This window comes from Peribacillus sp. NPDC056705, from assembly GCF_043656335.1.
The window spans coordinates 254,401-277,551 of sequence record NZ_JBHTYI010000001.1; the positions used below are offsets into that span (position 1 = coordinate 254,401).

At 42.3% G+C, this 23,151-nt stretch carries 25 protein-coding genes and 1 riboswitch; of the genes, 24 read left to right on the forward strand and 1 reads right to left on the reverse strand.

The annotated features are described in order from the left end of the window. The 17 genes from ACFRAK_RS01180 to ACFRAK_RS01260 all read left to right on the forward strand — a co-directional run. Positions 1-1,126: ATP-dependent helicase ComFA (locus tag ACFRAK_RS01180; protein WP_394571189.1), on the forward strand; the 1,126-nt coding region annotated here is incomplete at its 5' end. Then, positions 1,119-1,811, forward strand: coding sequence for a ComFC family protein (locus ACFRAK_RS01185; protein WP_394571190.1), 693 nt, complete (start codon positions 1,119-1,121; stop codon positions 1,809-1,811). The genes ACFRAK_RS01180 and ACFRAK_RS01185, both read left to right, overlap by 8 nt. 96 nt (positions 1,812-1,907) lie before the next feature. Next, entirely contained in the window at positions 1,908-2,327 is a 420-nt protein-coding gene (locus tag ACFRAK_RS01190; protein ID WP_387601187.1) for a TIGR03826 family flagellar region protein, read from the forward strand. 216 nt (positions 2,328-2,543) lie between these two features. Beyond that, complete coding sequence (flgM, locus tag ACFRAK_RS01195; protein WP_387601181.1) at positions 2,544-2,807, forward strand: flagellar biosynthesis anti-sigma factor FlgM; 264 nt, start codon at positions 2,544-2,546, stop codon at positions 2,805-2,807. A gap of 77 nt (positions 2,808-2,884) precedes the next feature. After that, positions 2,885-3,373, forward strand: a complete 489-nt coding sequence (locus tag ACFRAK_RS01200; protein ID WP_387601178.1) for a flagellar protein FlgN — start codon at positions 2,885-2,887, stop codon at positions 3,371-3,373. A gap of 29 nt (positions 3,374-3,402) precedes the next feature. After that, a complete protein-coding gene (flgK, locus tag ACFRAK_RS01205; RefSeq protein ID WP_387601175.1) occupies positions 3,403-4,962 on the forward strand; it encodes a flagellar hook-associated protein FlgK in 1,560 nt (519 codons plus the stop codon). Between the two features lie 16 nt (positions 4,963-4,978). After that, the gene (gene flgL, locus ACFRAK_RS01210; RefSeq protein WP_387601173.1) at positions 4,979-5,857 is read left to right on the forward strand and encodes a flagellar hook-associated protein FlgL; all 879 of its coding nucleotides are present in this window, start codon (positions 4,979-4,981) and stop codon (positions 5,855-5,857) included. Positions 5,858-5,901: 44 nt separating this feature from the next. After that, positions 5,902-6,480, forward strand: coding sequence for a DUF6470 family protein (locus tag ACFRAK_RS01215; RefSeq protein WP_394571191.1), 579 nt, complete (start codon positions 5,902-5,904; stop codon positions 6,478-6,480). Between the two features lie 8 nt (positions 6,481-6,488). Beyond that, positions 6,489-6,932 (forward strand): flagellar assembly protein FliW, encoded by a 444-nt coding sequence (fliW, locus tag ACFRAK_RS01220; protein WP_260286330.1) that lies wholly within the window; start codon positions 6,489-6,491, stop codon positions 6,930-6,932. After that, positions 6,932-7,165 carry a carbon storage regulator CsrA gene (gene csrA / locus ACFRAK_RS01225; RefSeq protein ID WP_387704332.1) on the forward strand — a complete coding sequence of 78 codons (234 nt, stop codon included), beginning with the start codon at positions 6,932-6,934 and terminating at the stop codon, positions 7,163-7,165. Before fliW ends, csrA begins: the two co-directional genes overlap by 1 nt. Positions 7,166-7,303: 138 nt before the next feature. After that, positions 7,304-8,581 (forward strand): flagellin N-terminal helical domain-containing protein, encoded by a 1,278-nt coding sequence (locus tag ACFRAK_RS01230; protein ID WP_394571192.1) that lies wholly within the window; start codon positions 7,304-7,306, stop codon positions 8,579-8,581. A 720-nt stretch (positions 8,582-9,301) separates the two neighbouring features. Continuing rightward, positions 9,302-9,664, forward strand: coding sequence for a flagellar protein FlaG (gene flaG / locus ACFRAK_RS01235; RefSeq protein WP_387601164.1), 363 nt, complete (start codon positions 9,302-9,304; stop codon positions 9,662-9,664). Positions 9,665-9,678: 14 nt separating this feature from the next. Further along, positions 9,679-11,190 carry a flagellar hook-associated protein 2 gene (locus ACFRAK_RS01240; protein ID WP_394571193.1) on the forward strand — a complete coding sequence of 504 codons (1,512 nt, stop codon included), beginning with the start codon at positions 9,679-9,681 and terminating at the stop codon, positions 11,188-11,190. 27 nt (positions 11,191-11,217) lie between these two features. Continuing rightward, the gene (gene fliS / locus ACFRAK_RS01245) at positions 11,218-11,619 is read left to right on the forward strand and encodes a flagellar export chaperone FliS (RefSeq protein ID WP_387601159.1); all 402 of its coding nucleotides are present in this window, start codon (positions 11,218-11,220) and stop codon (positions 11,617-11,619) included. Then, on the forward strand, positions 11,619-11,963 hold the full coding sequence (fliT, locus tag ACFRAK_RS01250) for a flagellar protein FliT (protein WP_387601156.1): 345 nt from the start codon (positions 11,619-11,621) through the stop codon (positions 11,961-11,963). The genes fliS and fliT overlap by 1 nt, the downstream gene beginning before the upstream one ends. Positions 11,964-12,217: 254 nt before the next feature. After that, positions 12,218-12,775, forward strand: a complete 558-nt coding sequence (hpf, locus tag ACFRAK_RS01255) for a ribosome hibernation-promoting factor, HPF/YfiA family (protein WP_098371577.1) — start codon at positions 12,218-12,220, stop codon at positions 12,773-12,775. A gap of 639 nt (positions 12,776-13,414) precedes the next feature. Further along, positions 13,415-13,500: riboswitch (cyclic di-GMP riboswitch) on the forward strand. 30 nt (positions 13,501-13,530) lie between these two features. Then, a complete protein-coding gene (locus ACFRAK_RS01260; protein ID WP_260286323.1) occupies positions 13,531-13,671 on the forward strand; it encodes an anti-repressor SinI family protein in 141 nt (46 codons plus the stop codon). A 150-nt stretch (positions 13,672-13,821) separates the two neighbouring features. On the opposite strand, the gene ACFRAK_RS01265 is transcribed toward ACFRAK_RS01260, so the two are convergent. Continuing rightward, positions 13,822-14,145, reverse strand: a complete 324-nt coding sequence (locus tag ACFRAK_RS01265; RefSeq protein WP_061141195.1) for a helix-turn-helix domain-containing protein — start codon at positions 14,143-14,145, stop codon at positions 13,822-13,824. Positions 14,146-14,564: 419 nt separating this feature from the next. Here ACFRAK_RS01265 and secA point away from each other — a divergent pair, with 419 nt between their 5' ends. The 7 genes from secA to ACFRAK_RS01300 all read left to right on the forward strand — a co-directional run bounded on the left by secA (position 14,565) and on the right by ACFRAK_RS01300 (position 23,123). Next, entirely contained in the window at positions 14,565-17,078 is a 2,514-nt protein-coding gene (gene secA, locus ACFRAK_RS01270) for a preprotein translocase subunit SecA (RefSeq protein WP_387601151.1), read from the forward strand. Between the two features lie 170 nt (positions 17,079-17,248). Continuing rightward, positions 17,249-18,347 (forward strand): peptide chain release factor 2 gene (prfB, locus tag ACFRAK_RS01275; protein ID WP_228467568.1). Its coding sequence is split into 2 segments (ribosomal slippage): positions 17,249-17,311 and positions 17,313-18,347, totalling 1,098 coding nucleotides; the frame shifts between segments, so codons are not numbered across the junction. A gap of 155 nt (positions 18,348-18,502) precedes the next feature. Then, positions 18,503-19,366, forward strand: a complete 864-nt coding sequence (locus ACFRAK_RS01280; RefSeq protein ID WP_394571194.1) for a YitT family protein — start codon at positions 18,503-18,505, stop codon at positions 19,364-19,366. Between the two features lie 49 nt (positions 19,367-19,415). After that, entirely contained in the window at positions 19,416-19,757 is a 342-nt protein-coding gene (gene cccB, locus ACFRAK_RS01285; RefSeq protein ID WP_387601144.1) for a cytochrome c551, read from the forward strand. Between the two features lie 294 nt (positions 19,758-20,051). Beyond that, entirely contained in the window at positions 20,052-20,738 is a 687-nt protein-coding gene (gene ftsE, locus ACFRAK_RS01290; RefSeq protein WP_089361962.1) for a cell division ATP-binding protein FtsE, read from the forward strand. Next, positions 20,728-21,621, forward strand: a complete 894-nt coding sequence (gene ftsX, locus ACFRAK_RS01295; protein ID WP_260286319.1) for a permease-like cell division protein FtsX — start codon at positions 20,728-20,730, stop codon at positions 21,619-21,621. The genes ftsE and ftsX overlap by 11 nt, the downstream gene beginning before the upstream one ends. Before the next feature lie 95 nt (positions 21,622-21,716). Beyond that, on the forward strand, positions 21,717-23,123 hold the full coding sequence (locus tag ACFRAK_RS01300; RefSeq protein WP_387601139.1) for a murein hydrolase activator EnvC family protein: 1,407 nt from the start codon (positions 21,717-21,719) through the stop codon (positions 23,121-23,123). The last annotated feature ends 28 nt before the right edge of the window (positions 23,124-23,151 follow it).

Genomic DNA, 23,151 nt, shown 5'->3' on the forward strand with positions numbered 1-23,151 from the left:
ACGGGTCAGTGAATGTGCAAAGCTTTATAGGTGGACCGGACCCTGCGTTCAGTTTACGATTCCTGACAATGTGATGAGGTGGGCAGGCACTTTATCGGCAGGTCAACAGAATGCCTCCGACTGTGTTGTTGAAGCCGTGAACGGAAAAGATGAATTCCTGGTATGGGCCGTATGCGGAGCAGGGAAGACGGAGGTCTTATTTCCAGCGATTGAGGCAGCGTTGTATGCCGGGAAACGGATTTGTTTGGCAACACCAAGGACCGATGTCGTTCTCGAACTCTCCCCAAGGTTAAAAAAAGCCTTTCCTGCCATTGACGTCACGACCCTCTATGCCGGCAGTGCAGATAGACATGGCTTTTCGCCGCTGACCGTTGCCACGACACATCAGCTTTTCCGTTTTATTGAGGCTTTCGATGTCATCATCGTTGATGAAGTCGATGCGTTTCCCTACTCCATTGACGATTCGCTGCATTATGCGGTTAATAAATCGAAAAAGGATTCTGCGGCAACCATCTACTTGACCGCCACACCCTCGAAACGAATGCAGCGGCTATACCGAAGCGGTAAATTGAAAGCCGTCATAATCCCGGCCCGTTATCATCGTCAGCCAATTCCTGTCCCTGGAATGAAGTGGAGCGGCAATTGGCAAAAACTATTCCTTCAACAAAAGATTCCCCCCGGAATCACCGGATGGGTAAGTGAACGCCTTAAGCAGCATATCCCCTTCCTCTTGTTTTTCCCAAGCATTCAAGTGATGGAGCAGGCCATTCCGCTGTTCCAGAGACTGTCCCCAAAATTATCGATTGTCCACTCCCGGCACCCTGATCGAAAGGAAAGGGTAATGGAACTAAGGAATGGAATGATTCCAGGATTACTGACAACGACCATCCTGGAACGCGGCGTGACAATTGATCGGTTGGAAGTAGCCGTGATCGGTGCTGAACATGAAGTGTTTTCTGAAAGTGCCCTCGTTCAGATTGCCGGCAGGGTAGGGAGAAGCTTTGCTAACCCTGCCGGGACGATCACCTTTTTTCATTACGGTAAAAGTAAAGCGATGGTCGAGGCGGTTCACCATATACAAATGATGAATAAAGATGCCATGAAAAGGGGGCTGCTTGATGAATAGATGTCTTGTTTGTGATGAGGGAATGAAGCAGGCTTTCACATGGAAGAGCTTGCTTAAGCGGGCCGAGGCAAGGGCAATCTGCGAAGGATGTGAGGGGAAACTTAATAGGATCACCGGAGAGACATGTGCAATGTGCTCAAGGGAGTTGGACAGGGAATATAGGACCGGTGACCTCTGTCTGGATTGTTCAAGATGGGAAAGGGATGTGGAATGGGGAGGCTATTTGTCGAAGAACATATCGATATTTCATTACAATGAATGCTTAAAAGATATTATTGCTAAATATAAGTACCGGGGGGATTATGCATTAGCTGAGGTTTTCGCCCCCTTTTTGAAAGAAAGGTTAAAGGACATGGAATTTGACCTGGTAACGGCCATCCCGCTTAGTCATGAACGGCTTAAGGAGCGGGGATTCAACCAAGGGCAGGCTTTGGCAGATCTCATTGGACTTCAAACCGTTGAGACCTTGACGAGAATCCATACGGAAAAACAATCAAAGAAATCTCGGCAAGAGAGAATCTCATTACCGCAGGTTTTTCAGGTCATGGAACCTAATTTGCTGGAGCATAAATCTATATTGATCATCGATGACATTTACACGACAGGCACAACGCTTAGGCATGCAGCGAAAGCGATGATCACGGCTGGGGCCAAAGAAGTATCATCCATCACCCTTGCTAGGTGAAACAGCTTATTTTAATGAACTTTCCTAAAGTATCGCCGGGATTATTCGATATATACACTAAAGAATAATCGCTGTGATGGTGAAGGAGGGGCCTCGATGGAAGTATTCAACTGTCCAAGCTGTAATTCGTTATTCGTTATGACGAAATTCCGGGATGTATGCGATGCCTGTTATAAAGAAGAAGAAGCCCAATATGATAAAGTGTATGCATATATTCGCAAGAAATTAAATAGAACGGCGTCCATGATGCAGGTGGTTAAGGACACCGGCGTTGAAGAAACGTTAATAATCAAATTTGTGAGAATTGGAAAGCTGAGGGTTTCGCAGTTTCCCAATCTGGGAATTCCATGTGAAAGGTGCGGCGCTAACATCAAGAGCGGAAGGTTATGCAGCAAATGCGGCGATTCACTGCGATCGGATTTGCAGGCATTTGAAAATGAGGAAAAGCGCCTGACTGAAATTCAAGGAAATGATAAAAAAAACACGTACTACATGAAGGATGATCAAAAAGGATAAATCATGGAATCATGATGAGGTATTTGTTAAAATATTCGATATTGAGAACAATGTTCGACAATGGGTGTCGAAGGAAAGATTACAGGAAACAATTAAAGAAATCCAATCCTTGTCGATAATAAAGATAGGGAGAACAACACAGTCCAGAGCGATTTTCATGTGTTAGGAATCAACATAATGGGATTTATAAATCGACCGAAGGAGAGGATCTGGAATATGAAAATCAATAACGTCGGTATGACAGGTGTTAACCCTTATAAACTACAAGCCAATAAAATGGGGAATATCCAAGAATCCAAGGCCAAATCCTTGGATAAAGTTGAAATTTCTTCAGCGGCAAAAGAAATGCAGCAATCATCCCCGATTCTTGCTGCAAGGCAAGCAAAAGTGGAAGAATTGAAAATCCAAGTTGAAAACGGAAATTATAAATTGAATGCACAGGCAACGGCTAAGGGTCTCATTGATTTTTACCGGAAATGAATTTTCAATGAAAAAGCTTGAATGAAGTGGACGGAGCTATTTTCCGTCCTTCATTTATGAGCGGAGGAGGCAGGAAAATGTCTGCACGGAACATCATCGGATCACTTGAAAAATTGATCAAGCTTCATAAAAGCTTCAATCAATTGGCGATAAAGAAAACGGCCATTTTGAAAGCAAATGATACCGAGGCGATTACTGCCCTGCTGATTTCGGAACAAAAGCATATTAAAGCCATCAGTCAAACGGATATGGAAAGGGAAAGGGCAGTCGGGGAATTCCTTGCAGCCAATGGAACGGTGGGACAGCCTGCCTCCATCCATACCGTGACGGAGCTGACAGGACCTGAAGAAACGGAAGTCCTTGAAATGCTTAAAGCGGAATTGATTGGTGAAGTGGCAAAGCTGAAGGAGAGGAACGGTTTAAATCAGCAATTGATCTATCAGTCCCTTCAATTCATCAATGTCTCTTTGGATATTCTGAGGCCGCGGAACCAGAATCTGAATTACGGGGATTCGGTTAGGAAAACGGCGAAAATCGGCATGGGAATGTTTGATTCCAAAGCATAAGAAGCAGAAAAAGATGGAGGTGCGAGCAAATGATTTCAACCTTTATGGGTCTTGAGACCGCCAAGCGCGGATTATCCACCTCTCAAGGAGCCTTGTATACAACAGGAAATAATGTGGCCAATGCCAATACATTAGGATATTCAAGGCAGCGGGTCAACTTGGTCCAGACGTCGGGCTTTCCTACTGTCGGTTTGAACAGCCCGCGTGTTGCCGGCCAAATAGGGACAGGGGTGGCAGCTGAAACGGTTCAGCGGATCCGCGACAGTTTCCTTGATGCACAATACAGGACACAAAGTAATAAAATCGGTTATTACGGGGCCATGAGTGAATCCCTGATGAAAATGGAAGGGGTCATGAACGAACCGACCGACAGCGGATTAGCCGCCACGATGGAGAAGTTCTGGAATTCGCTGCAGGGGCTGACGGCCAATACGGAAAACTCCGGGGCCCGTGAAGTCGTTGCCTCGACCGGGGTCATGGTTGCGGATACCCTGAACTACTACTACAACTCGCTAACGAGTGTTCAAACGGATATCGGCAATCAGATAAACGTCAAAGCGAACGAAATCAATACGCTCATCAGTAGTATTGATCAGCTTAACCAACAGATCAGTAAAGTGGAGCCGCATGGTTATATCCCCAATGACCTTTATGATAAACGTGATGTACTCGTGGACAATCTCTCGCAGCTTGTCAGCATTAAAGTGAATAACGTCATTCCGACAGATTACGGCAGGGCCAGCGATGTGGCTACAGGGCTATACAACATCGAATTGATGCAAGAAGACGGTTCATCTTTCGTACCGCCCATCAATCTTGTCAGTGTTAACCAAACCGGGATGGTGGGAACTTCGAAAGTTGAAGTTAGCCATGATAAAAAGACAGGTATGGTAGACGGATTGAAGTTTGGTTCGAAAACATTGACGGATTACAAATTCTCGGGAGAACTATCCGGTTTGATCAAAAGCTTCGGCTATAAGAAGGCTGATGGCACGATCGGCGGCGCTTATCCTGATATGCTGAAAAAGCTCGATAATATGACGAGGGCTTTTGTGAATGAGTTCAATGCCATCCATAAACAAGGGTATGCCTTAGGTGATGACAGCACTTCAACATTGAACTTCTTTGAACTTGAACCTGGTAAGAGTGCCGCCCAAAGCATTAAGGTGAATGGTGAAATCGTTAAGGATCCCACAAAAATAGCCGCAGGCGGAAAAAGCGGAGGGGCATCCGGTGATAATGAAAATGCCAAACTCCTGGCTGACCTTAAAAAGAAGGCGTTCAGTGAGTACTCGACCAAAGACCAAAACTCTGACGAATTGACGGGAAGCTTCGATACCTATTATTCCGGTATCATCGGAAAGCTTGGCGTGGATTCCCAAAGCGCCCAAAAGAACCTTTCCAATTCTGTCGCGCTTGCTGCATCGGTCAATCAAAATAGGGAGTCCGTCAGTTCCGTATCCCTTGATGAAGAAATGACGGACATGATCAAATTCCAGCAGGCATACAACGCATCTGCAAGAATGATGACGATGATGGATGAAATGCTCGATAAAATCATAAACGGAATGGGTACGGTAGGCCGATAAATAGGAGGGGACGAACATGCGGGTAACGCAATCGATGCTAACCAATAATATGTTGAGCAATTTAAGCAGCAGTTACGAAAAGATGTCCAAGCTGCAAGAGCAGGTTTCCTCTCAAAAGAAATTCTCCAAACCATCCGATAACCCTGTTGCGGCCATGATGGGAATGGGGTACCGGACAAACCTCAATCAAATAGGGCAGTATCAAAGTAACATTGCCGAGGCGACCAATTGGATCGACAGCACGGATGATGCCATTACGGAAGCGGTTTCCGCCATGCAGCGGATTCGTGAATTAACCGTTCAAGGAAGCAATGGCACGTATGAAGGGGAACAGCTTAAAACGATTACTGAAGAAATTAAACAATTAAAAGAACATCTCATAACTCTTGGCGACACACAGATTGGCGGGAAATATATTTTCAACGGTCAGGATACGAATGTGAGGCCATCGTCCGTTAAAGATGCGAATGGAAATACGGTGTATGGCACAGGGGATATAAACCTTGAAGTGTTTTCCGGGATTTCCCTTAAAATCAATACGGACGGCTCAAAGATTTTTGGTGATGCACTCGCTGCCGGCGGAAGCATCGACCAGACGATCGATGCACTCGAAAATGGCGGGGACGTGAGCGGGACGCTTAAGGGGCTTGACGCAACGATAAATACTTTCTTAGGCATGCAGGCACAGGTTGGCGCAAGGCAGAATCGGATTGAGCTGATGACGGACCGTCTCAAGCAGCAAGAGGTTTTTGCCACTGAAATCCTTTCGAAAAATGAGGATGTCGATATCGAAAAGGCGATCATGGATTTGACGACCCAGGAAAGTGTCCATAGTGCTGCATTAAGTATCGGAGCAAAAATCATGCAACCGAGTTTATTGGATTTTCTTCGCTAAGCTATTCTTAAATGGATAGCTTTTTTCTATAAGGAGTGTTGATGATGCAGATTCCACAAATCAGATTGCAATCCACCCCCATGAAGATTGGATTGAATCTAGAGCAGCCTGTACAGCAAATCGAACAGAAGGCGGCGGTCCAATCCATTGAACAGCCGCAAGCCATACTGGAGATTCAAACGACACTAGGCAAGCTGACGATCGATCAGTCACAAGCAAGGGAAGACATGGATTTGAAAAGCCTCTCAAGAAGAGTCGATGAATTTGCAAAGCAGGGATATCAGGATTGGCTGGCGGGTATAGCAAGACGTGCCCAGCAGGGAACGGAGCTGAGGCATATTGAAAAAGGCGGTAATCCAATCGCTGAACAGGCCAGGCAAAACAGCAAAGGGCCTGATAAGCAATTCAACCTCGGATGGATTCCCTCTCATTTCAGCGTGAAGCTGGACTACGAGCCGGCCCGGGTGGAGATTGAAGCAACCGTGCAAAAACCGATCATTGATGCTCAAATCAATGGGGCGAACCATACATACACACCAGGAAGTGTGGATGTCGAAATTCTACAAAAAAATGCGCTGGATATAGATTTCATCAATTTATTTCCAGATGAGATAGGGCAGTGAAAACATAGATGATCATACAAACAAAATTTCATGGCGAACTTGAATTGGCAGAGAAAGAGATTTATATATTTGAAAACGGGATACCAGGGTTTTTAGAAGAAAAACAGTTTTGCTTGCTAGCTTTGGATGACACGCCCTTTTTCGTCCTGCAATCGATAGAAACAAAAGGGCTTGCTTTCATTGTAACGGACCCTTTTGAAGTGTTTCATGATTACGAAGTGAAGCTCACGGATGAGGTGTTATCTTCTTTACAAATTGAAACGGAACTGGAAGTCATCACTTTCGTCATCTTAACGATCCAGGACCCTTTCAATGAAACGACGGCCAATCTACAGGCTCCCATCATCATAAACGGCCCCAAAAAAGTCGGTAAGCAATTTATCATGAATGCTAGTGAATACCGTACAAAGCACAGACTGTTTGAACCTCAAGCAGAACAGGGGGGGAAATGATGCTCGTATTGACCAGAAAACCAAATGAAGCGATCATGATTGGCGATGATATCGAAATTACGATCCTGTCCGTTGAGGGGGAACAGATTAAACTGGGAATCAATGCCCCTAAAAACATCGATATCCATAGGAAGGAAGTCTATCTGTCCATCCAGCAAGAAAATAGAACAGCCTCAAAAACAGAAACCAATTTTCTGGAAAATATAAATGAGCATTTCAAGAAAAAATCTTAAAATCCGCTAAATATGTTTCCAAGCAGGTCGATATTAACTATACAACGATGGGTAGTGAAATAGGCGGCCGACTTATTCACTGTCCATCGTAAACAACCACATGGACGTGGGGACTTAAGACTCAAGGAGGAAACATAAATGATTATCAATCACAATATCTCAGCTCTAAACACGCACCGTCAATTATCAAGTGCAACCAATGCACAATCCAAATCGATGGAGAAACTAGCATCAGGCATGCGAATCAACCGTGCAGGTGATGATGCAGCTGGTCTAGCAATCTCTGAAAAAATGCGTGGACAAATCCGCGGATTGGATCAAGCTTCCCGTAACTCACAAGATGCGATTTCTCTAATCCAAACTGCTGAAGGTGCATTAAACGAAACGACTGACATCCTTCAACGTATGCGTGAACTTGCTACACAAGCATCTACTGACACTAATACAACAAACGACCGTGGAGAAATCCAAAAAGAAATGGATTCTTTAACATCTGAAATCAACCGTATCGGTAATACTACTGAGTTCAATACTCAGAAATTATTGAACGGTGCTAAGGATTCAGCAACTGCAGTATCAGGAGCTACAATTCAAAGTGGAGATTTATCGGGTTTATTTGATACAAATTTGGATGGACTAGATAAAATTAACCTTAATGGACAAGATGTAACTCTTACTAGCACTAAAGGATTAGATGGTACGTCTACAGCTTTTGATATTGATGCTTTAGTGTCAGCCTTACAAGATGACATTGATGCAGTATATGATGGAGCTAATCATGATGGAGTTCAATTTACTGTTACAAAAACTGATGATGGTAAAGGATTCACAATTGAAAACAATGCAACTGGAGCGGCTTCTACTCTTGAACTTGGAGCAAGCGCATCTACAAAATCTTTAGGCCTTACAGCTGATACTACTACTAAGGTTTCAGTTGCTGGTACAGATGCTGGAGCAGGTCTTCAATTCCAAATCGGTGCAAACGAAAATCAAAGCCTGACACTTGAAATTGGTGACATGCGTGCAAGCAATCTTGGATTGACTGGTACTGGCGATGGGTTCACTGCAACTTCAAATGTAAGCAATGGTACAGATTCTAAAGGTGTTGAAAAGGGCCTGGATGTTTCTAATGCTAAAAATGCATCAGCAGCTATCACAAAAATCCAATCTGCAATTGACACAGTATCAGCAGAACGTTCTAAACTAGGTGCTAACCAAAACCGTTTAGAGCATACAATCAACAACTTAGGTACTTCTTCTGAAAACCTGACTGCTGCAGAATCACGGGTTCGTGATACAGATATGGCTAAAACTATGATGGAGCAAACTAAAAACTCTATCTTGGCGCAAGCATCACAAGCAATGCTAGCTCAAGCGAATCAGCAACCACAGGGCGTTCTTCAATTACTTCGTTAATTGGGTAGTTAGCCTAACAATAAAGGGCCTGACACTTTGTGTTAGGCTCTTTTATTTGTACTGATTGAGGTGTGAAAGGAACATTACGATGCAGAAAAAAGGGATTACTGACCTTTAAAAAGTAAGGGACCATTCATTTATCTGTCACCAAGGAATCTTATGGCTACAATCCTAATGACTTCATTGACTATGATGGTACTACAAAATACATAGATGAAGATGTGATTACTGGGTATGGTGAAATGACTGGTGAACACAGCTATCAATCACATGCTGGATGGGATATTCCATTACTAGTATGTTAGCAGGTTCATTTGAATAAAAAGGGAAGTCCTATAATTAAAATCATCAGTCATAATTTTTTCGAACGTAGAGAAGTAATTATCACCTCAGTTTTAATCTTTTAATTTTTTAAAAAAGAATGTAGGTAAAAGGAGTCCCATCTAACTGTTAAAACAAAGTTGATTGGAACGTAAGGTGCGAGGCTCCCAGACCGCCCGCGGAAAGCGAGTGCCTGGAGAGGAAATCAACGGTCAATATTTAAAAGCCTAAAATAACTGAGACTCTAGATATTTTTCTGGAGTTTTTTTAGTAGAATCTCTTTTTAGCAAAGGATCTTTAATGAATGTCTGCAGGTGCAACCAAAATCTAAGAGTGACTAAATATAAAATCTTAATTACCGATATAAAAAGTAAAGACATCATATTGGGGGCTATTTAGATGCTGGAGAGTTTGTCCACGAATATTCTTTCCTCACAACTTAGAACAGCAATCTCGGAAGGAATCAGTTCATATTATCAGCGGGAAATGAATACGCTTGCCTATTCGGAGCAAAGTGTGGAATCTACTGATGGGCCTTCAAAAGAAAAGATGCAGGAAATGGTGGATAATTTGAACATCTTCCTGAAACCGGCACATACGGCCGTTCGTTTTGAATATCACGAGAAGCTGAATGAATACTATGTCAAGGTAGTCGATGACGTGACGGATGAGACGATCAGGGAAATTCCTCCGAAGAAGTTATTGGATTTCTATGCGGCAATGACGGAGTTTGTCGGCATAATGGTGGATGAAAAAATATAAGCGGGTGATTTAATATGGTACGAATCAGTGGTTTAGCAAGCGGGATGGACATTGATGAACTAGTTAAGAGCATGATGCAGGCAGAACAGGTGCCATTGGATAAATTAACACAGAAAAAGCAGTATTCCGAATGGCAGCGGGATGATTACCGTTCGATCAATACAGCTTTATCAGAATTGGATACGCTCATTCGTGATGGAATCGGGAAGCAATCCTCCTTTATAAAAAAGAAGGTGTCGGTTTCGAATCCAGAAGCTGTATCAGTGAGAAATGTGAATTCGACCAGTGATTTTTCCGGGAATGTACAAGTGAATGGACTTGCCAAAGCAGCAACCATGATAAGTACGGAAAAATCAGCTGTTACCGACCCCAAAAAGAAACTATCGGAATTGGGTTACACGACACCACAAGATATTACGATACTCGCCATCAATAAAGATGGCGGTTTTGATACGGAAGTAAAAGATGGAGTGACAGTGGAAAAACCGTACACGCTTACCCTTAGTGCGGACGATACGTTAGAGAGTGTGATAAATAAAATTAACGCTAACTCTGGAGTGACCCTATTTTTTGATGAAGCGTCCCAGCAGTTTTCCATCACTGCTAAAAATACAGGTGATGTTAAGGATCGAGCTGAAATTGAATTAGGGGGCACCGGAGATTTTTTCGATATGTTAAAAATGGCCAGTAACAATGAAGGAACTGGCGGCACAAAAGGGGAAAATGCGTCCATTGTTTATAATGGACTGGAAATTTCCCGGCCTTCGAATACGTTTCAGATTAATGGAGCGGAAATAACGGTAAAGCAAAAAACGACAGATACAGTTACATTCTCATCAACAGCTGATGTGGATGCCATCCTGGATACGATCACACAGTTTGTGAATAAATACAATGAAGTCATTAAAAAGGTTCAAGATAAAACGGGTGAAGCGAAATATCGCTCCTTTACGCCGCTTACCTCTGAACAAAAGAAGGCAATGACAGAGGATGAAGTGAAGCTGTGGGAAGAAAAAGCGAAGAGCGGAACGTTAAAAAGCGACTCGACATTAAAAAGTCTCCTGACCACAATGAGGTCATCTCTATACACCTCGGTGGATGGAATCACGGGAAAAAACAGTCTTAGCAGTTTGGGTATCACCACCACCAAAAATTATTTGGAGGGTGGTAAATTAACGATCGATGAGGACAAGCTCCGGGCAGCCATCAGTGAGGATCCCAATGCGATTTATGATATGTTCATGGCCAATGGTCCGGAAAAGAGCGACAAAGGACTCGCGCGCCGGTTAAGGGATGATATAGAATCATCGATGAAGGTGATTACTGAAAAAGCCGGAAAGGCCGGCTATGTTAATAACAATTTTACACTCGGAAAATTGGTTGATGGGCTGGATAAGAAGATTTCCACATTCGAAGCGAAGTTAACGAAACTGGAATCGCGCTATTATAACCAGTTCACGGCGATGGAAAAAGCGATTCAAAAGGCAAACAGCCAAAGTGCATCATTAGCTTCTTATTTTAGTTAAGGTATGTCAGAAAGGAAGTAGTTAAGTATGGCGATAAATAATCCATATCAATCGTACCAGCAAAATTCAGTCAATACAGCATCCCCGGGAGAGCTTACATTAATGCTTTATAATGGCTGTTTGAAGTTCATCATGCTTGGGAAGAAAGCCGTTGAAGCAGGAAATATCGAAGTGAAGAATACGAACATCATCAAGGCGCAAAATATTATCCGCGAATTGATGGTGACGCTGAATATGGACGCGGATGTATCCAAAGATATGCTGAGTCTGTATGATTTCATGAACCGGCGTCTGATCGAAGCGAATATGAACAATGATGTTGCTGCCTTGGAAGAAGTGGAGGGGCTTGTTACTGAGTTCCGGAATACTTGGAAGGAAGTAATTCAGATCAATCGGAAAAAACAATTTACCCAAAGCGGTCAAGTGTAATGGTGATTAGAACCTTTCATGATTTGACTGCTGAATTGCTTGCCGTTCTGGAAGATCGCACGATCACAGAACGTGATGATAAAATAGAAAGGGTTACAAAGCTGATTGATCGGCGGGAGGGGCTTCTTTCACAAATCAACCCGCCGTTTACTGGTGAAGAGCAACAATTGGGCCGTGCGGTACTGTTGCTCAACCAGCAGGTCGATCACTTGCTGAAGCTCCAAAAGCAGGAGATACAGCGGGATATCCAGGAAATAAATAAGAAGAAACGATCATCCAATAAATACACGAATCCGTATGAAGGTCTATCAGTGGATGGCATGTTTTATGATAAAAGAAATTGATTACCCTGCCGTTTGGATGCCAAACGGTTTTTATGTTAAGTATTTTTAAATTTTCTGTAAATAAAATAGGCTTAATTTTTTCTTTATAGCATAGCATTTGATATAATGAAGCTAGGGCAGACATCAGCCCTTTCCAAACCTTCCGACAATTGTTTCATGATTTCGACATGTTTCATGATGTGTGTTTCTAAAGGAAACCGGAGGGGTATTGTAGAATCTAACTGTATAGTCTTAATTTAAGGAGGACTCACTTTATGAATTACAACGTACGCGGTGAAAACATTGAGGTAACTCCAGCAATTCGAGAATACGTCGAAAAGAAAATTGGCAAGTTAGAACGATATTTTAACAATACACCAGATGCGAATGTGTTAGTGAATTTAAAAGTGAACAATAATACATCTAAAGTCGAAGTGACGATTCCCATGCAGAATTTGGTTCTTCGCGCTGAAGAGGAAAATGCGGATATGTATGCTGCCATTGACTTGATCAATGATAAGCTTGAACGCCAAATTCGTAAACATAAAACGAAGGTCAATCGTAAGTTCCGCAACAATCTATCTACGACACCCGATGCATTCGCCTTCAATACGGATGTTGACGAAGTGGTGGATGAATTCGAAGACGATAATGATATTGAAGTGGTCCGCAATAAGCGCTTTGATTTAAAGCCAATGGACAGTGAAGAGGCGATTTTACAAATGAATATGCTTGGTCACAGTTTCTTCGTTTACACGAATGCGGATACTAATACAACAAACGTAGTGTACCGCCGAAAAGATGGACGCTATGGATTGATTGAACCTAGTTAACTATTAATCTTAGATCAAAAGCACAACCCAGCCTCTGGGTTGTGCTTTTTTGATAGAATGCGTTGGGTGTTTGATTTACTATAAAAAGACTTGTTCTCTAAAAAATCCAAAATTTCATTTAAAAGAACGGATAATGTTCTTTATTAAGAAAAATGATTAATTTTACCTATTTAAACACCCCAAACTTTTGCACTATACTCAAGTTGTTAGTTCTTTAAAGAGAACAATTGGTTATTTATAAAAAACAATTTGGATAAGATGCAGAGGGGTTGGAAAACTTGTATCGAAAGAATTGCCATACATGCCATAGGGCTTCTTTTAGCAGTGCGGAATATGGAAAGTGGCTTTGTCCGACCTGCGGTGAGGATTTAACTGCGCAAAAAGCCCTTGATGCACTTATAATTGAAAGAATCAATACACCCCAATGGAATAGTAAGAAGAGCAGTATTCACTATTATTCAAACAAAAGAAATTGAATTGGCCTATGTTAAATTGCCTGAACTGTGAATTTTCTTAATATTGTAATATTTTGTCGGATGAAAGTTTTTGCATTTCTGTGGATTACCGACATAAAATAGCAATATATGGAGTGTGTTTCCGTTATAATATGATTATAAGCACTGTATTTGGTAATAAATACCATGACAAAGGCAAACTGATTGAAAGATTAGGGCGCAAAGGCACAGGTCTAAGGTCCTTGTGACTATGATGGCTGGTCTGCCTGAAATACAAGAGTATTTTAGGAGGTAGAAGAGGTGGCTAATGTGGCAATGGATCAAGAATGGGTGAAGTTGATTTCAGAAGCAAGGAGTTTGGGTTTCAAAAAAGAGGAAATCAGTGCTTTTTTGAAAAGGGAAAGCGTTGAGGTAACTTTTGAGGAGAACGATGGAAAATAGGTTCCGAACAAGATTGAGAACATCCCTATAAACTTGTGGTTCGATTCATTAGCTGTTTATAGGGGGGATGTCTCCTTGAGATTATGGTGAGTCTAGCTTATCCAAACTATATTCTATTGGATTATGTAGGTAAACTAGTGCACTACCACTCTACTCTTCTTTATCTTTTCTCCATTTATTAAACTCGATGAATTCCCTGAATTGTTGTTTTGAAACACCTGAATTCATGGCTTCCTCAACGATTTTCATCCAGTCATTGTCCAAGGTTTCCTTATTTGGAGCATCATAAAGCAGGGCATCGACAGGAATGTTAAGTACGGCGGAGATTTTTTCAAGAAATTGAATAGAAGGATTCGTTTGTAAGTTCCGCTCGAGCGAACTTAAATAAGACTTTGCCACACCCGCTTTATCGGCAAGTTCAGTCATTGACATTTTCTTTTCTTCTCGCAGTTTTTTTACACGTTCACCAATCATCAATACCACCTCGAAACATGTTCTATTTATCTTCCGCTATTAAGTTTCAGTAGCCCACCTTATCATTCAAAACATGACGCCTGTAAGGCTGGATTACCTTGACATGCTATCGCTATAGAGGACATAGCATCTAGTGATGGAAGGTTATGGATAATTCTCATTTGCATATGGAATAGTGGGGAGTTTGCAACATATTTTTTATACTTCCTCCTATTTTAACAGTTTTACTCCTCATTTATCCATTGTTTTTCGCAAGAATTGAATTCAGGTCTATACCAGGGAAGTGACATGAAGTTGTACCTCTAGAATAGAAGTGGTAAAATTAAGCGTGCATTAGTAATAATAGAAGTTGTGTTTCTTCTTACTTATATGAATTTAGTCATTGAACGATCATTACCATAATAGAGGAGCGTTATTGAATGCTTAATATATTAAATAAAGTTTTTGATCCGAATAAGCGAGAAATCAAACGATTAGAAAAAATCGCCGATCAGGTGGAAGCACTGGCTGATGAGACGGCTGCACTATCGGATGAACAGTTGCGTGCCAAAACGGATGAGTTTAAAGAGCGTTATCAAAATGGGGAGACCGTTGATGATTTGCTTGTCGAGGCGTTTGCGGTTGCGCGTGAAGGTGCAAAGCGTGCTCTGGGCTTATATCCTTACCGTGTTCAAATCATGGGTGGGGCATCCCTTCATGATGGAAATATCTCCGAGATGAAAACTGGGGAAGGTAAAACCTTAACATCCACCATGCCTGTTTATTTAAACGCGCTTACCGGTAAAGGTGTACATGTCGTTACTGTCAATGAATACCTGGCACACCGTGATGCCACCGAGATGGGTGTATTGTATGATTTCCTTGGTTTGACCGTCGGATTGAATTTGAACAGTCATTCTAAAGAAGAAAAGCAGGGAGCGTACAATGCGGATATTACGTACAGTACGAATAATGAGTTAGGTTTTGATTACCTTCGTGACAACATGGTGTTATATAAAGAACAAATGGTACAGCGCCCGCTGCACTTTGCTGTCATTGATGAGGTCGATTCGATTTTGATCGATGAGGCGAGAACGCCATTGATCATTTCCGGTTCCGCACAGAAATCGGCTCAACTTTATATCCAGGCCAATGCGTTTGTAAGAACCTTAAAAAAAGAAACGGACTACACATATGATGAAAAGACAAAAGGTGTTCAGCTGACGGAAGATGGGATGAATCGAGCTGAAAAAGCGTTTAATATCGATAATTTGTTCGATATTAATCATGTTACTTTGAACCATCATATCAATCAGGCGTTAAAGGCGCATGTTTCCATGCATTTGGATGTGGATTATGTGGTCCAGGAAGGCGAGATAGTCATCGTTGACCAATTCACTGGCCGTTTGATGAAAGGCCGCCGTTACAGTGAAGGTCTCCATCAGGCGATTGAAGCGAAAGAAGGACTTGAAATTCAAAATGAAAGCATGACTCTTGCGACAATTACATTCCAGAACTATTTCAGGATGTATGAAAAACTTTCAGGTATGACCGGGACAGCTAAAACGGAAGAAGAGGAATTCCGCAATATTTATAATATGAATGTCATTGCGATCCCGACAAACAGGAATATCATCAGGGATGACAGGGCGGATCTTATATACGCGACAACTGATGGGAAGTTCAAGGCTGTTGTGGAAGACATCGGCGAGCGTTATAAAAAGGGTCAGCCTGTGCTTGTCGGTACGGTTGCCATCGAAACATCTGAAGTCATATCTGCCTATTTATCCAAAAAAGGAATCCCTCACGATGTTTTGAATGCCAAGAACCATGAGCGTGAAGCGGAAATCATTGCGAATGCAGGTAATCAAGGCTCAGTTACGATCGCTACGAACATGGCGGGACGCGGTACGGATATCAAGCTTGGTGAAGGTGTCAAGGAGCTTGGAGGCCTTGCTGTCATCGGTACGGAACGTCATGAAAGCAGGCGTATAGATAACCAGCTGCGTGGTCGGTCAGGCCGTCAAGGAGACCCAGGGGTCACTCAATTCTATTTATCAATGGAAGATGAATTGATGCGCCGCTTCGGTTCGGATAATATGAAAAACATGATGGCACGCCTTGGAATGGATGATTCCCAGCCAATTCAAAGTAAAATGGTGACAAGGGCCGTTGAATCCGCACAGAAACGGGTCGAAGGCAATAACTTCGATTCACGGAAGCAATTACTGCAGTATGATGATGTTCTCCGTCAACAACGGGAAATTATTTATAAACAGCGTTTCGATGTCATGGAAAGTGAAAACTTACGTGAAATCGTCGAAACGATGATTACGGGATCCATCGAGCGGAATGTTGTCGCGTTTGCACCAATGGGTGATGAGGAAGGCTGGAATTTACAAGGCCTTGTGGATTACCTGAATGGTAACCTATTTAATGAAGGTTCAATCACTGTAGCTGATTTGGATGGGAAAAATGAATCGGAATTGGTTGAGTTCATTTTAGCAAAAGTGAAAGAAGGCTATGACCAAAAAGAAGAAGAGCTATCTGAAGAACAAATGCGTGAGTTCGAAAAAGTAATCGTTCTTCGTGCAGTCGATAGTAAGTGGATGGACCATATTGATGCAATGGAGCAATTGCGCCAAGGGATCCACCTTCGTGCCTATGGCCAGATCGATCCGTTACGTGAATATCAATCTGAAGGTTTCGCAATGTTCGAAGCCATGATTGCTTCAATGGAGGATGAAGTTGCCAAATACATCATGAAGGCTGAAATCCGCAACAATTTGGAGCGTAAGGAAGTCATAAAAGGACAAGCGGTCAATCCGAAGGAAGAAGATGGGGGTAAAGTGAAAAAAGCCCCTGCCCGTAAAAAGGAAGACGTTGGCCGAAACGCGTTATGCCCATGCGGCAGCGGTAAAAAATATAAGAATTGCCATGGCAATTTAGGCTAAAGTTAGGTGTATAATGAATATGGGACGGTTAAGTGTAAGGCTTGCCGCCTCTTTTCATGTTTAGTTTGCATAAAGCAATATACTTGCATATAGTTTGAAGAGGTTTATTTGTAATGAAGCGAATCCCTCTTCTGGGATTTTTTTTAACATACTTAATGAGGTGAAGAGAAATGGAATTAGCAGAAATAAGAAATGAACTTGAACGGACAGCGCAACGATTAACGGACTTTAGGGGGTCTCTTTGACTTAGATGAAAAAGAGGCACGAATCGCACAGCTTGAAAATGAGATGACACATCCCGATTTTTGGAATGATCAGCAAAAAGCACAAATTGTCATTAATGAAACGAATGCTTTGAAAGAACAGGTCAATCAATTGTCCGAACTGAATGAATCATATGAAAATCTGGATTTGACATATGAATTAGTGAAAGAGGAGAATGATCAAGAACTTTTGGCTGAGCTGGAAGAAGAAATTACGATTCTTTCACAAAAGATGAATGATTTTGAACTTCAACTTTTACTAAGTGAAGAATATGACTCGAAAAATGCCATTCTTGAACTGCATCCTGGTGCGGGCGGAACGGAGTCCCAAGATTGGGGTTCCATGCTGCTTCGCATGTATACAAGATGGGGTGAAAAAAGAGGCTTTAAAGTGGAAACCCTTGATTACCTTCCAGGTGATGAAGCTGGAATCAAGAGTGTCACTTTAATTTTCAAAGGCCATAATGCCTATGGTTATTTAAAAGCGGAAAAAGGGGTCCACCGTCTTGTCCGGATTTCCCCTTTCGATTCCTCAGGGAGACGCCATACTTCATTCGTTTCATGTGAAGTCATGCCGGAATTCGATGAGACGATCAATATAGAAGTACGCACGGAAGATTTGAAAATCGATACGTATCGGGCAAGTGGTGCAGGTGGTCAGCATATCAATACAACGGACTCCGCAGTCCGGATCACCCATATACCTACGAACACCGTGGTAACGTGCCAAAACGAGAGATCTCAAATCAAAAACAAGGCCCAGGCCATGAATATGCTGAAAGCCAAATTGTATCAACGTGAAATTGAACAGCAACAGGCGGAATTGGATGAAATCCGTGGTGAGCAAAAGGAAATTGGCTGGGGCAGCCAAATTCGTTCATATGTTTTCCACCCGTATTCCATGGTTAAAGATCACCGTACCAGTGCGGAGACTGGAAACTTGGGAGCAGTCATGGATGGGGATATTGATATGTTCATTGATGCGTACTTGCGTTCAAAATTATAAGATCAACCAGTCGGACCGGTTTCCCCGGTCCGGCTTTTTTTATGATTTCCTTTATAACGAATCATCTGGCTGACATTTACAGGATGGAAAAGGGATGCCCTGCCTCGTTCGGCCAATACTAGATAATAATGATGGTTCGAGGAGACTTATGCAGAATGAAGAAAAGGTATAGGGGGCAGAAGCACCCTTTAATTCAAAAGTTAATGGAGTATGGATTGGTGATTGTCGGTTCGGCCATAATTGCCATTGGTTTTAATGTATTCTTACTGCCTAACCAGGTTGCATCCGGCGGGGTCAGCGGGATTAGCACGATTCTCGATTCAACTCTCGGTTGGGAGCCGGCTTATGTACTTTGGGGGTTTAATATTCCTTTGTTCATTTCGGGGCTTATTATCCTTGGAAGACATTTCGGAGCCAAAAGCCTGATTGGAACCTTGTTTCTGCCTTTAGTGGTATTTCTGACAAAGGATTGGGATGCATGGACGAAAGATGCATTGCTTGGTTCGGTTTGCGGGGGGATGATGGTCGGGCTTGGGCTGGGGATCGTCTTTCGCGGAAAGGGTTCCACAGGGGGGACCGATTTGGCGGCACAGATTTTCCATAAATATACCCATCTGTCATTGGGGACCTGTGTGGCTGTCATTGATGGAATCATCGTTTTAAGCGCTGCCATCGTTTTTGATATTGAAAAAGGGCTGTATGCATTAATAGGTTTATATGTGACAAGCAAGACGATCGACCTCGTCCAAATTGGATTGAACCATTCGAAGATGTCATTAATTATCACGAATAAAGAAACGGAAGTAAGGGATGCTATCATACATGAGCTGGACCGGGGTGTAACAGGCATATCCGGGTATGGTGGCTATACGGATGATACTCGTCCAATTTTGATGTGCGTAGTAGACCAGTCGGAATTCACCAAATTGAAACAATTGGTGAAACTCATTGACCCTAAAGCGTTTGTAATTGTCATGGACGCATCGGAGGTACTCGGGGAGGGTTTTAAACTGGATTGAAATTGGTATAATGTTCTTGTGCTGGTATAAATCAGAGGGGGTAAATTCAATGAAACTGAAATGGTTGGCCTTAGTTTTGGGTACTAGTTTGGCCTTGGCTGCATGCGGCGGGAACGATGATGCTACAGATAAAGAGCCTGCAAATGAAAATAATGAAACGACTACGGCGGGTGCAGGTGATGCCGCTAAAATTTATGAAAACAAATGTTCAAGTTGTCATGCCGTGAACCTTGAAGGCGGCGTGGGACCGAATTTAACGAAGGTCGGTTCTAGGCTTTCGAAAGAAGACATCGAAAAAGTCATTGCGAATGGCCAAGGTGGGATGCCAAAAGGTATAATCCAGGGCAAGGAAGCGAGCATGGTCGCTGAATGGCTTGCCGGACATAAATAATGATCGACGAAACGTCCTGCTTTAGCAGGGCGTTTCATTTATCCTCCTTTAAAACCTCGAAACAACTCACAATTAATCCTTTATCAAGCAATCAAATCCTGGAATTATTACATAGATGTTGATATATGACTAACTGAAATGAAACTGTAATATTTTTTATGCTTAATTTGACAAAATATGATGTTATAATGTTTCTGTGCTCAAGTAAGAGAGATTCCTGTCAGATTTCAGTGAAAATTGTCGAAAAAGCTGTTGGTACATAGTGATAATCCAAGCAAATTAGGTGGTTTTAGAATGATAGAAATGATAGATGTGAAAAAGACATATCCAAATGGCGTAATTGCCATTAATGGAATCAATGTGAAAATAAAGCCAGGCGAGTTCGTTTATGTAGTGGGTCCGAGCGGTGCCGGAAAATCGACCTTCATCAAAATGATGTATAGGGAAGAAAAGCCTACAAGCGGTAATATTTTGGTCAATGGCATTAGCCTGCCAAGTATCCGCAATTCGAAAGTTCCTCTATTCCGCCGTAATATCGGTATGGTATTCCAAGATTTTAAACTCCTTCAAACATTCACTGCATATGAAAATGTTGCTTTTGCCATGGAAGTTATTGAAAAGGAACCAGAAGAAATCAAAAAGAGAGTTATGGAAGTCCTCGATCTGGTTGGCATTAAACATAAAGCGAGGATGCTGCCTTCCGAGTTATCCGGTGGGGAGCAGCAAAGGGTTGCAATAGCCCGTTCGATCGTCAATGATCCTAAGGTAGTCATAGCCGACGAACCTACAGGTAATCTTGATCCCGAAACATCATGGGAAATCATGAACATATTTGAAGAAATTAATAAACGCGGAACTACGCTTGTCATGGCCACTCATAATAGGGACATCGTCAACAATATTAAACGACGTGTCATTGCCATTGAAAGTGGAAAAATAGTACGCGATGAACATCGAGGTGATTACGGATATGAAATTTAGAACATTGCTCCGTCACTTCCGTGAAAGTTTTAAAAATATTGGCCGTAATGGATGGATGACGTTTGCTTCAGTCAGTGCAGTAACGGTCACTCTAACATTGGTTGGCGTCTTTTTAGTGCTCATGATGAATTTAAATCATATCGCGGGAAATGTGGAGAAAGATGTCGAAGTTCGGGCACATATTGATAATGCGGCGAATGATGACGATATAAAAGCTATCGGTAAGCAAATTACGGAGATGAACGGCATTGAATCAGTGATTTTCTCTCCAAAAGATGAAGAGCTTACTAATTTAATAGATGATTTAGGGGATAATGGTGATGCTTTTAAACCATTTGAACAAGATAACCCATTAAGGGACGTTTATGTTATAAAAACCAAATCCCCGCAAGATGTCATCAAGGTGGCAAAAAAGATCGAAGGTTTGGAGTATATCCAAAGCGTTAAATATGGACAAGGCTATGTCGAGAAACTATTCAGCTTTGTTAATATTGCTAGAAACATAGGAATCGTTCTTATTGTAGGTTTACTATTTACTGCAATGTTCCTGATTTCGAATACGATTAAAATTACCATTGTAGCCAGAAGAAAAGAAATTGAGATCATGAGGTTGGTAGGGGCGACGAATACGTTCATCCGTTGGCCATTCTTCTTGGAAGGTCTCTGGCTGGGAGTGCTCGGTTCCATCATTCCGATAGGTCTGGTCTCTGCACTCTACTACAATCTATATAAATATGCTGCACCGCAGATCACGTTCAAATTCATAGATTTCCTGCCTGCAAATCCATTTATTTATCAAGTCTCGGCCATCCTCATCGTAATTGGTGCCGTTATCGGGATATGGGGCAGCTTGATGTCCGTCAGGAAGTTCTTGAAAGTATAAAAGCGTAGTTTTACTCGAAAGCCAAAAGAAGCCAGACATAAATAGAGAGACGTTACAAGGCATGGATGTAACGGGTTGAAAGGGGAAATGAAACGTTGAAAAAAAATATCATTGCCATGAATGCCTCCATCATGATCGGGTTGGGAAGCATTCTAGCGGCACCTTCGGTTTATGCTGAGTCGATTTCGAATTTAGAAAAACAGAAAGAATCCATCCAGGATAAACGTTCGGGTGTTGAATCGAATATTTCCGAAACGGAAAAGAAAATCGATAACCTGCAGGATAAGCAAATGACAGCAGAAGATCAAATCGCTGCCATTGAAGCGAAAATTGCCGAGTCCGCAAAAAAGATCGATGCAAAAAATGCTGAAATTACTCAAACGAAAAAAGAAATCGAGGCATTGAAAGAAGAGATTAAAGTATTAAAAGAGCGGATCGCCAAGCGTAATGAAGTATTGAAGGAAAGGGCCCTTTCCTTCCAGGAGACAGGCGGGGACGTGAACTACCTTGAAGTATTATTCGGATCATCCAGTTTTGGGGATTTAGTTGACCGTGTCGGAGCTGTAGCGACAATCGCAGAAGCCGACCGCGATATTTTAAAGCAGCATGAAATGGATAAAAAGGATCTGGAAGAAAAGCAAAAAGCCGTAGAAACGAAGCTAGCCAGTTTAGAAGTGGCAAAAGCTGAACTATTGGAAATTCAAAAGCAGCAAAAACAGCAGAAGCAAGAAAAGGATGCTTTGGTTAAGAAATTAAAGCAACAAACTAAAAAGCATGAAGATGAGAAGATGGGTCTAGAGGAAGAGAAAGCGAATCTTGCCGCTCAAGAAAAAGCGATCAAATCTGCCATCAGCTTAGAGCATCAACGTCTTGCAGAATTGGAAGCAGCCCGTAAAAAAGCGGCAGCCGAAGCGAAAAAACGTGCAGAGCAAGAAGCTGCGCAAGCGGCAGCACAAGCAGCAGCACAAGCGGCTTCTCAAGCATCACAAGCATCCGAAACTAAAAAACAATCCACTTCTTCAGGATATAGTGCAAAAAGCAACAGCTCATCATCATCATCTTCACAATCTTCGTCTAATGTAAGTCAAGCGCCAGCTGTATCATCTGGTACATTCACTAGACCAAGTGCAGGATATGTATCTTCAACAATGGGCGAACGTTGGAATAAACAGCATGCCGGCATCGATATAGCTGCTGGCGGAACGGTTCCAGTAGTAGCGGCAGCCGACGGAGTCGTAAGCCGTTCTTACTTCTCAAGTACATACGGTAACGTCGTCTTCGTTACCCATTCAATCGGCGGTCAGCAATGGACTACTGTGTATGCACACTTAAGTTCTAGACAAGTAGGCGAAGGTGCTGTAGTTGCCAAAGGCCAACAAGTTGGCATCATGGGTAACACAGGACATTCCTTCGGTCAGCATTTACACTTTGAGCTACATAAAGGCCCATGGAATTATAGCAAGTCAAATGCTGTTAATCCATTAAACTATATACCTAATTAATACCCAATATATCAACGAAAAAACAGAC

Excerpts from the sequence above, each read along its gene's own strand:
- ACFRAK_RS01185 (WP_394571190.1), top strand. The coding sequence starts at position 1,119 with ATGAATAGATGTCTTGTTTGTGATGAGGGAATGAAGCAGGCTTTCACA.
- ACFRAK_RS01190 (WP_387601187.1), top strand. The coding sequence starts at position 1,908 with ATGGAAGTATTCAACTGTCCAAGCTGTAATTCGTTATTCGTTATGACG.
- flgM (WP_387601181.1), top strand. The coding sequence starts at position 2,544 with ATGAAAATCAATAACGTCGGTATGACAGGTGTTAACCCTTATAAACTA.
- ACFRAK_RS01200 (WP_387601178.1), top strand. The coding sequence starts at position 2,885 with ATGTCTGCACGGAACATCATCGGATCACTTGAAAAATTGATCAAGCTT.
- flgK (WP_387601175.1), top strand. The coding sequence starts at position 3,403 with ATGATTTCAACCTTTATGGGTCTTGAGACCGCCAAGCGCGGATTATCC.
- flgL (WP_387601173.1), top strand. The coding sequence starts at position 4,979 with ATGCGGGTAACGCAATCGATGCTAACCAATAATATGTTGAGCAATTTA.
- ACFRAK_RS01215 (WP_394571191.1), top strand. The coding sequence starts at position 5,902 with ATGCAGATTCCACAAATCAGATTGCAATCCACCCCCATGAAGATTGGA.
- fliW (WP_260286330.1), top strand. The coding sequence starts at position 6,489 with ATGATCATACAAACAAAATTTCATGGCGAACTTGAATTGGCAGAGAAA.
- csrA (WP_387704332.1), top strand. The coding sequence starts at position 6,932 with ATGCTCGTATTGACCAGAAAACCAAATGAAGCGATCATGATTGGCGAT.
- ACFRAK_RS01230 (WP_394571192.1), top strand. The coding sequence starts at position 7,304 with ATGATTATCAATCACAATATCTCAGCTCTAAACACGCACCGTCAATTA.
- flaG (WP_387601164.1), top strand. The coding sequence starts at position 9,302 with ATGCTGGAGAGTTTGTCCACGAATATTCTTTCCTCACAACTTAGAACA.
- ACFRAK_RS01240 (WP_394571193.1), top strand. The coding sequence starts at position 9,679 with ATGGTACGAATCAGTGGTTTAGCAAGCGGGATGGACATTGATGAACTA.
- fliS (WP_387601159.1), top strand. The coding sequence starts at position 11,218 with ATGGCGATAAATAATCCATATCAATCGTACCAGCAAAATTCAGTCAAT.
- fliT (WP_387601156.1), top strand. The coding sequence starts at position 11,619 with ATGGTGATTAGAACCTTTCATGATTTGACTGCTGAATTGCTTGCCGTT.
- hpf (WP_098371577.1), top strand. The coding sequence starts at position 12,218 with ATGAATTACAACGTACGCGGTGAAAACATTGAGGTAACTCCAGCAATT.
- ACFRAK_RS01265 (WP_061141195.1), bottom strand. The coding sequence starts at position 14,145 with ATGATTGGTGAACGTGTAAAAAAACTGCGAGAAGAAAAGAAAATGTCA.
- secA (WP_387601151.1), top strand. The coding sequence starts at position 14,565 with ATGCTTAATATATTAAATAAAGTTTTTGATCCGAATAAGCGAGAAATC.
- ACFRAK_RS01280 (WP_394571194.1), top strand. The coding sequence starts at position 18,503 with ATGAAGAAAAGGTATAGGGGGCAGAAGCACCCTTTAATTCAAAAGTTA.
- cccB (WP_387601144.1), top strand. The coding sequence starts at position 19,416 with ATGAAACTGAAATGGTTGGCCTTAGTTTTGGGTACTAGTTTGGCCTTG.
- ftsE (WP_089361962.1), top strand. The coding sequence starts at position 20,052 with ATGATAGAAATGATAGATGTGAAAAAGACATATCCAAATGGCGTAATT.
- ftsX (WP_260286319.1), top strand. The coding sequence starts at position 20,728 with ATGAAATTTAGAACATTGCTCCGTCACTTCCGTGAAAGTTTTAAAAAT.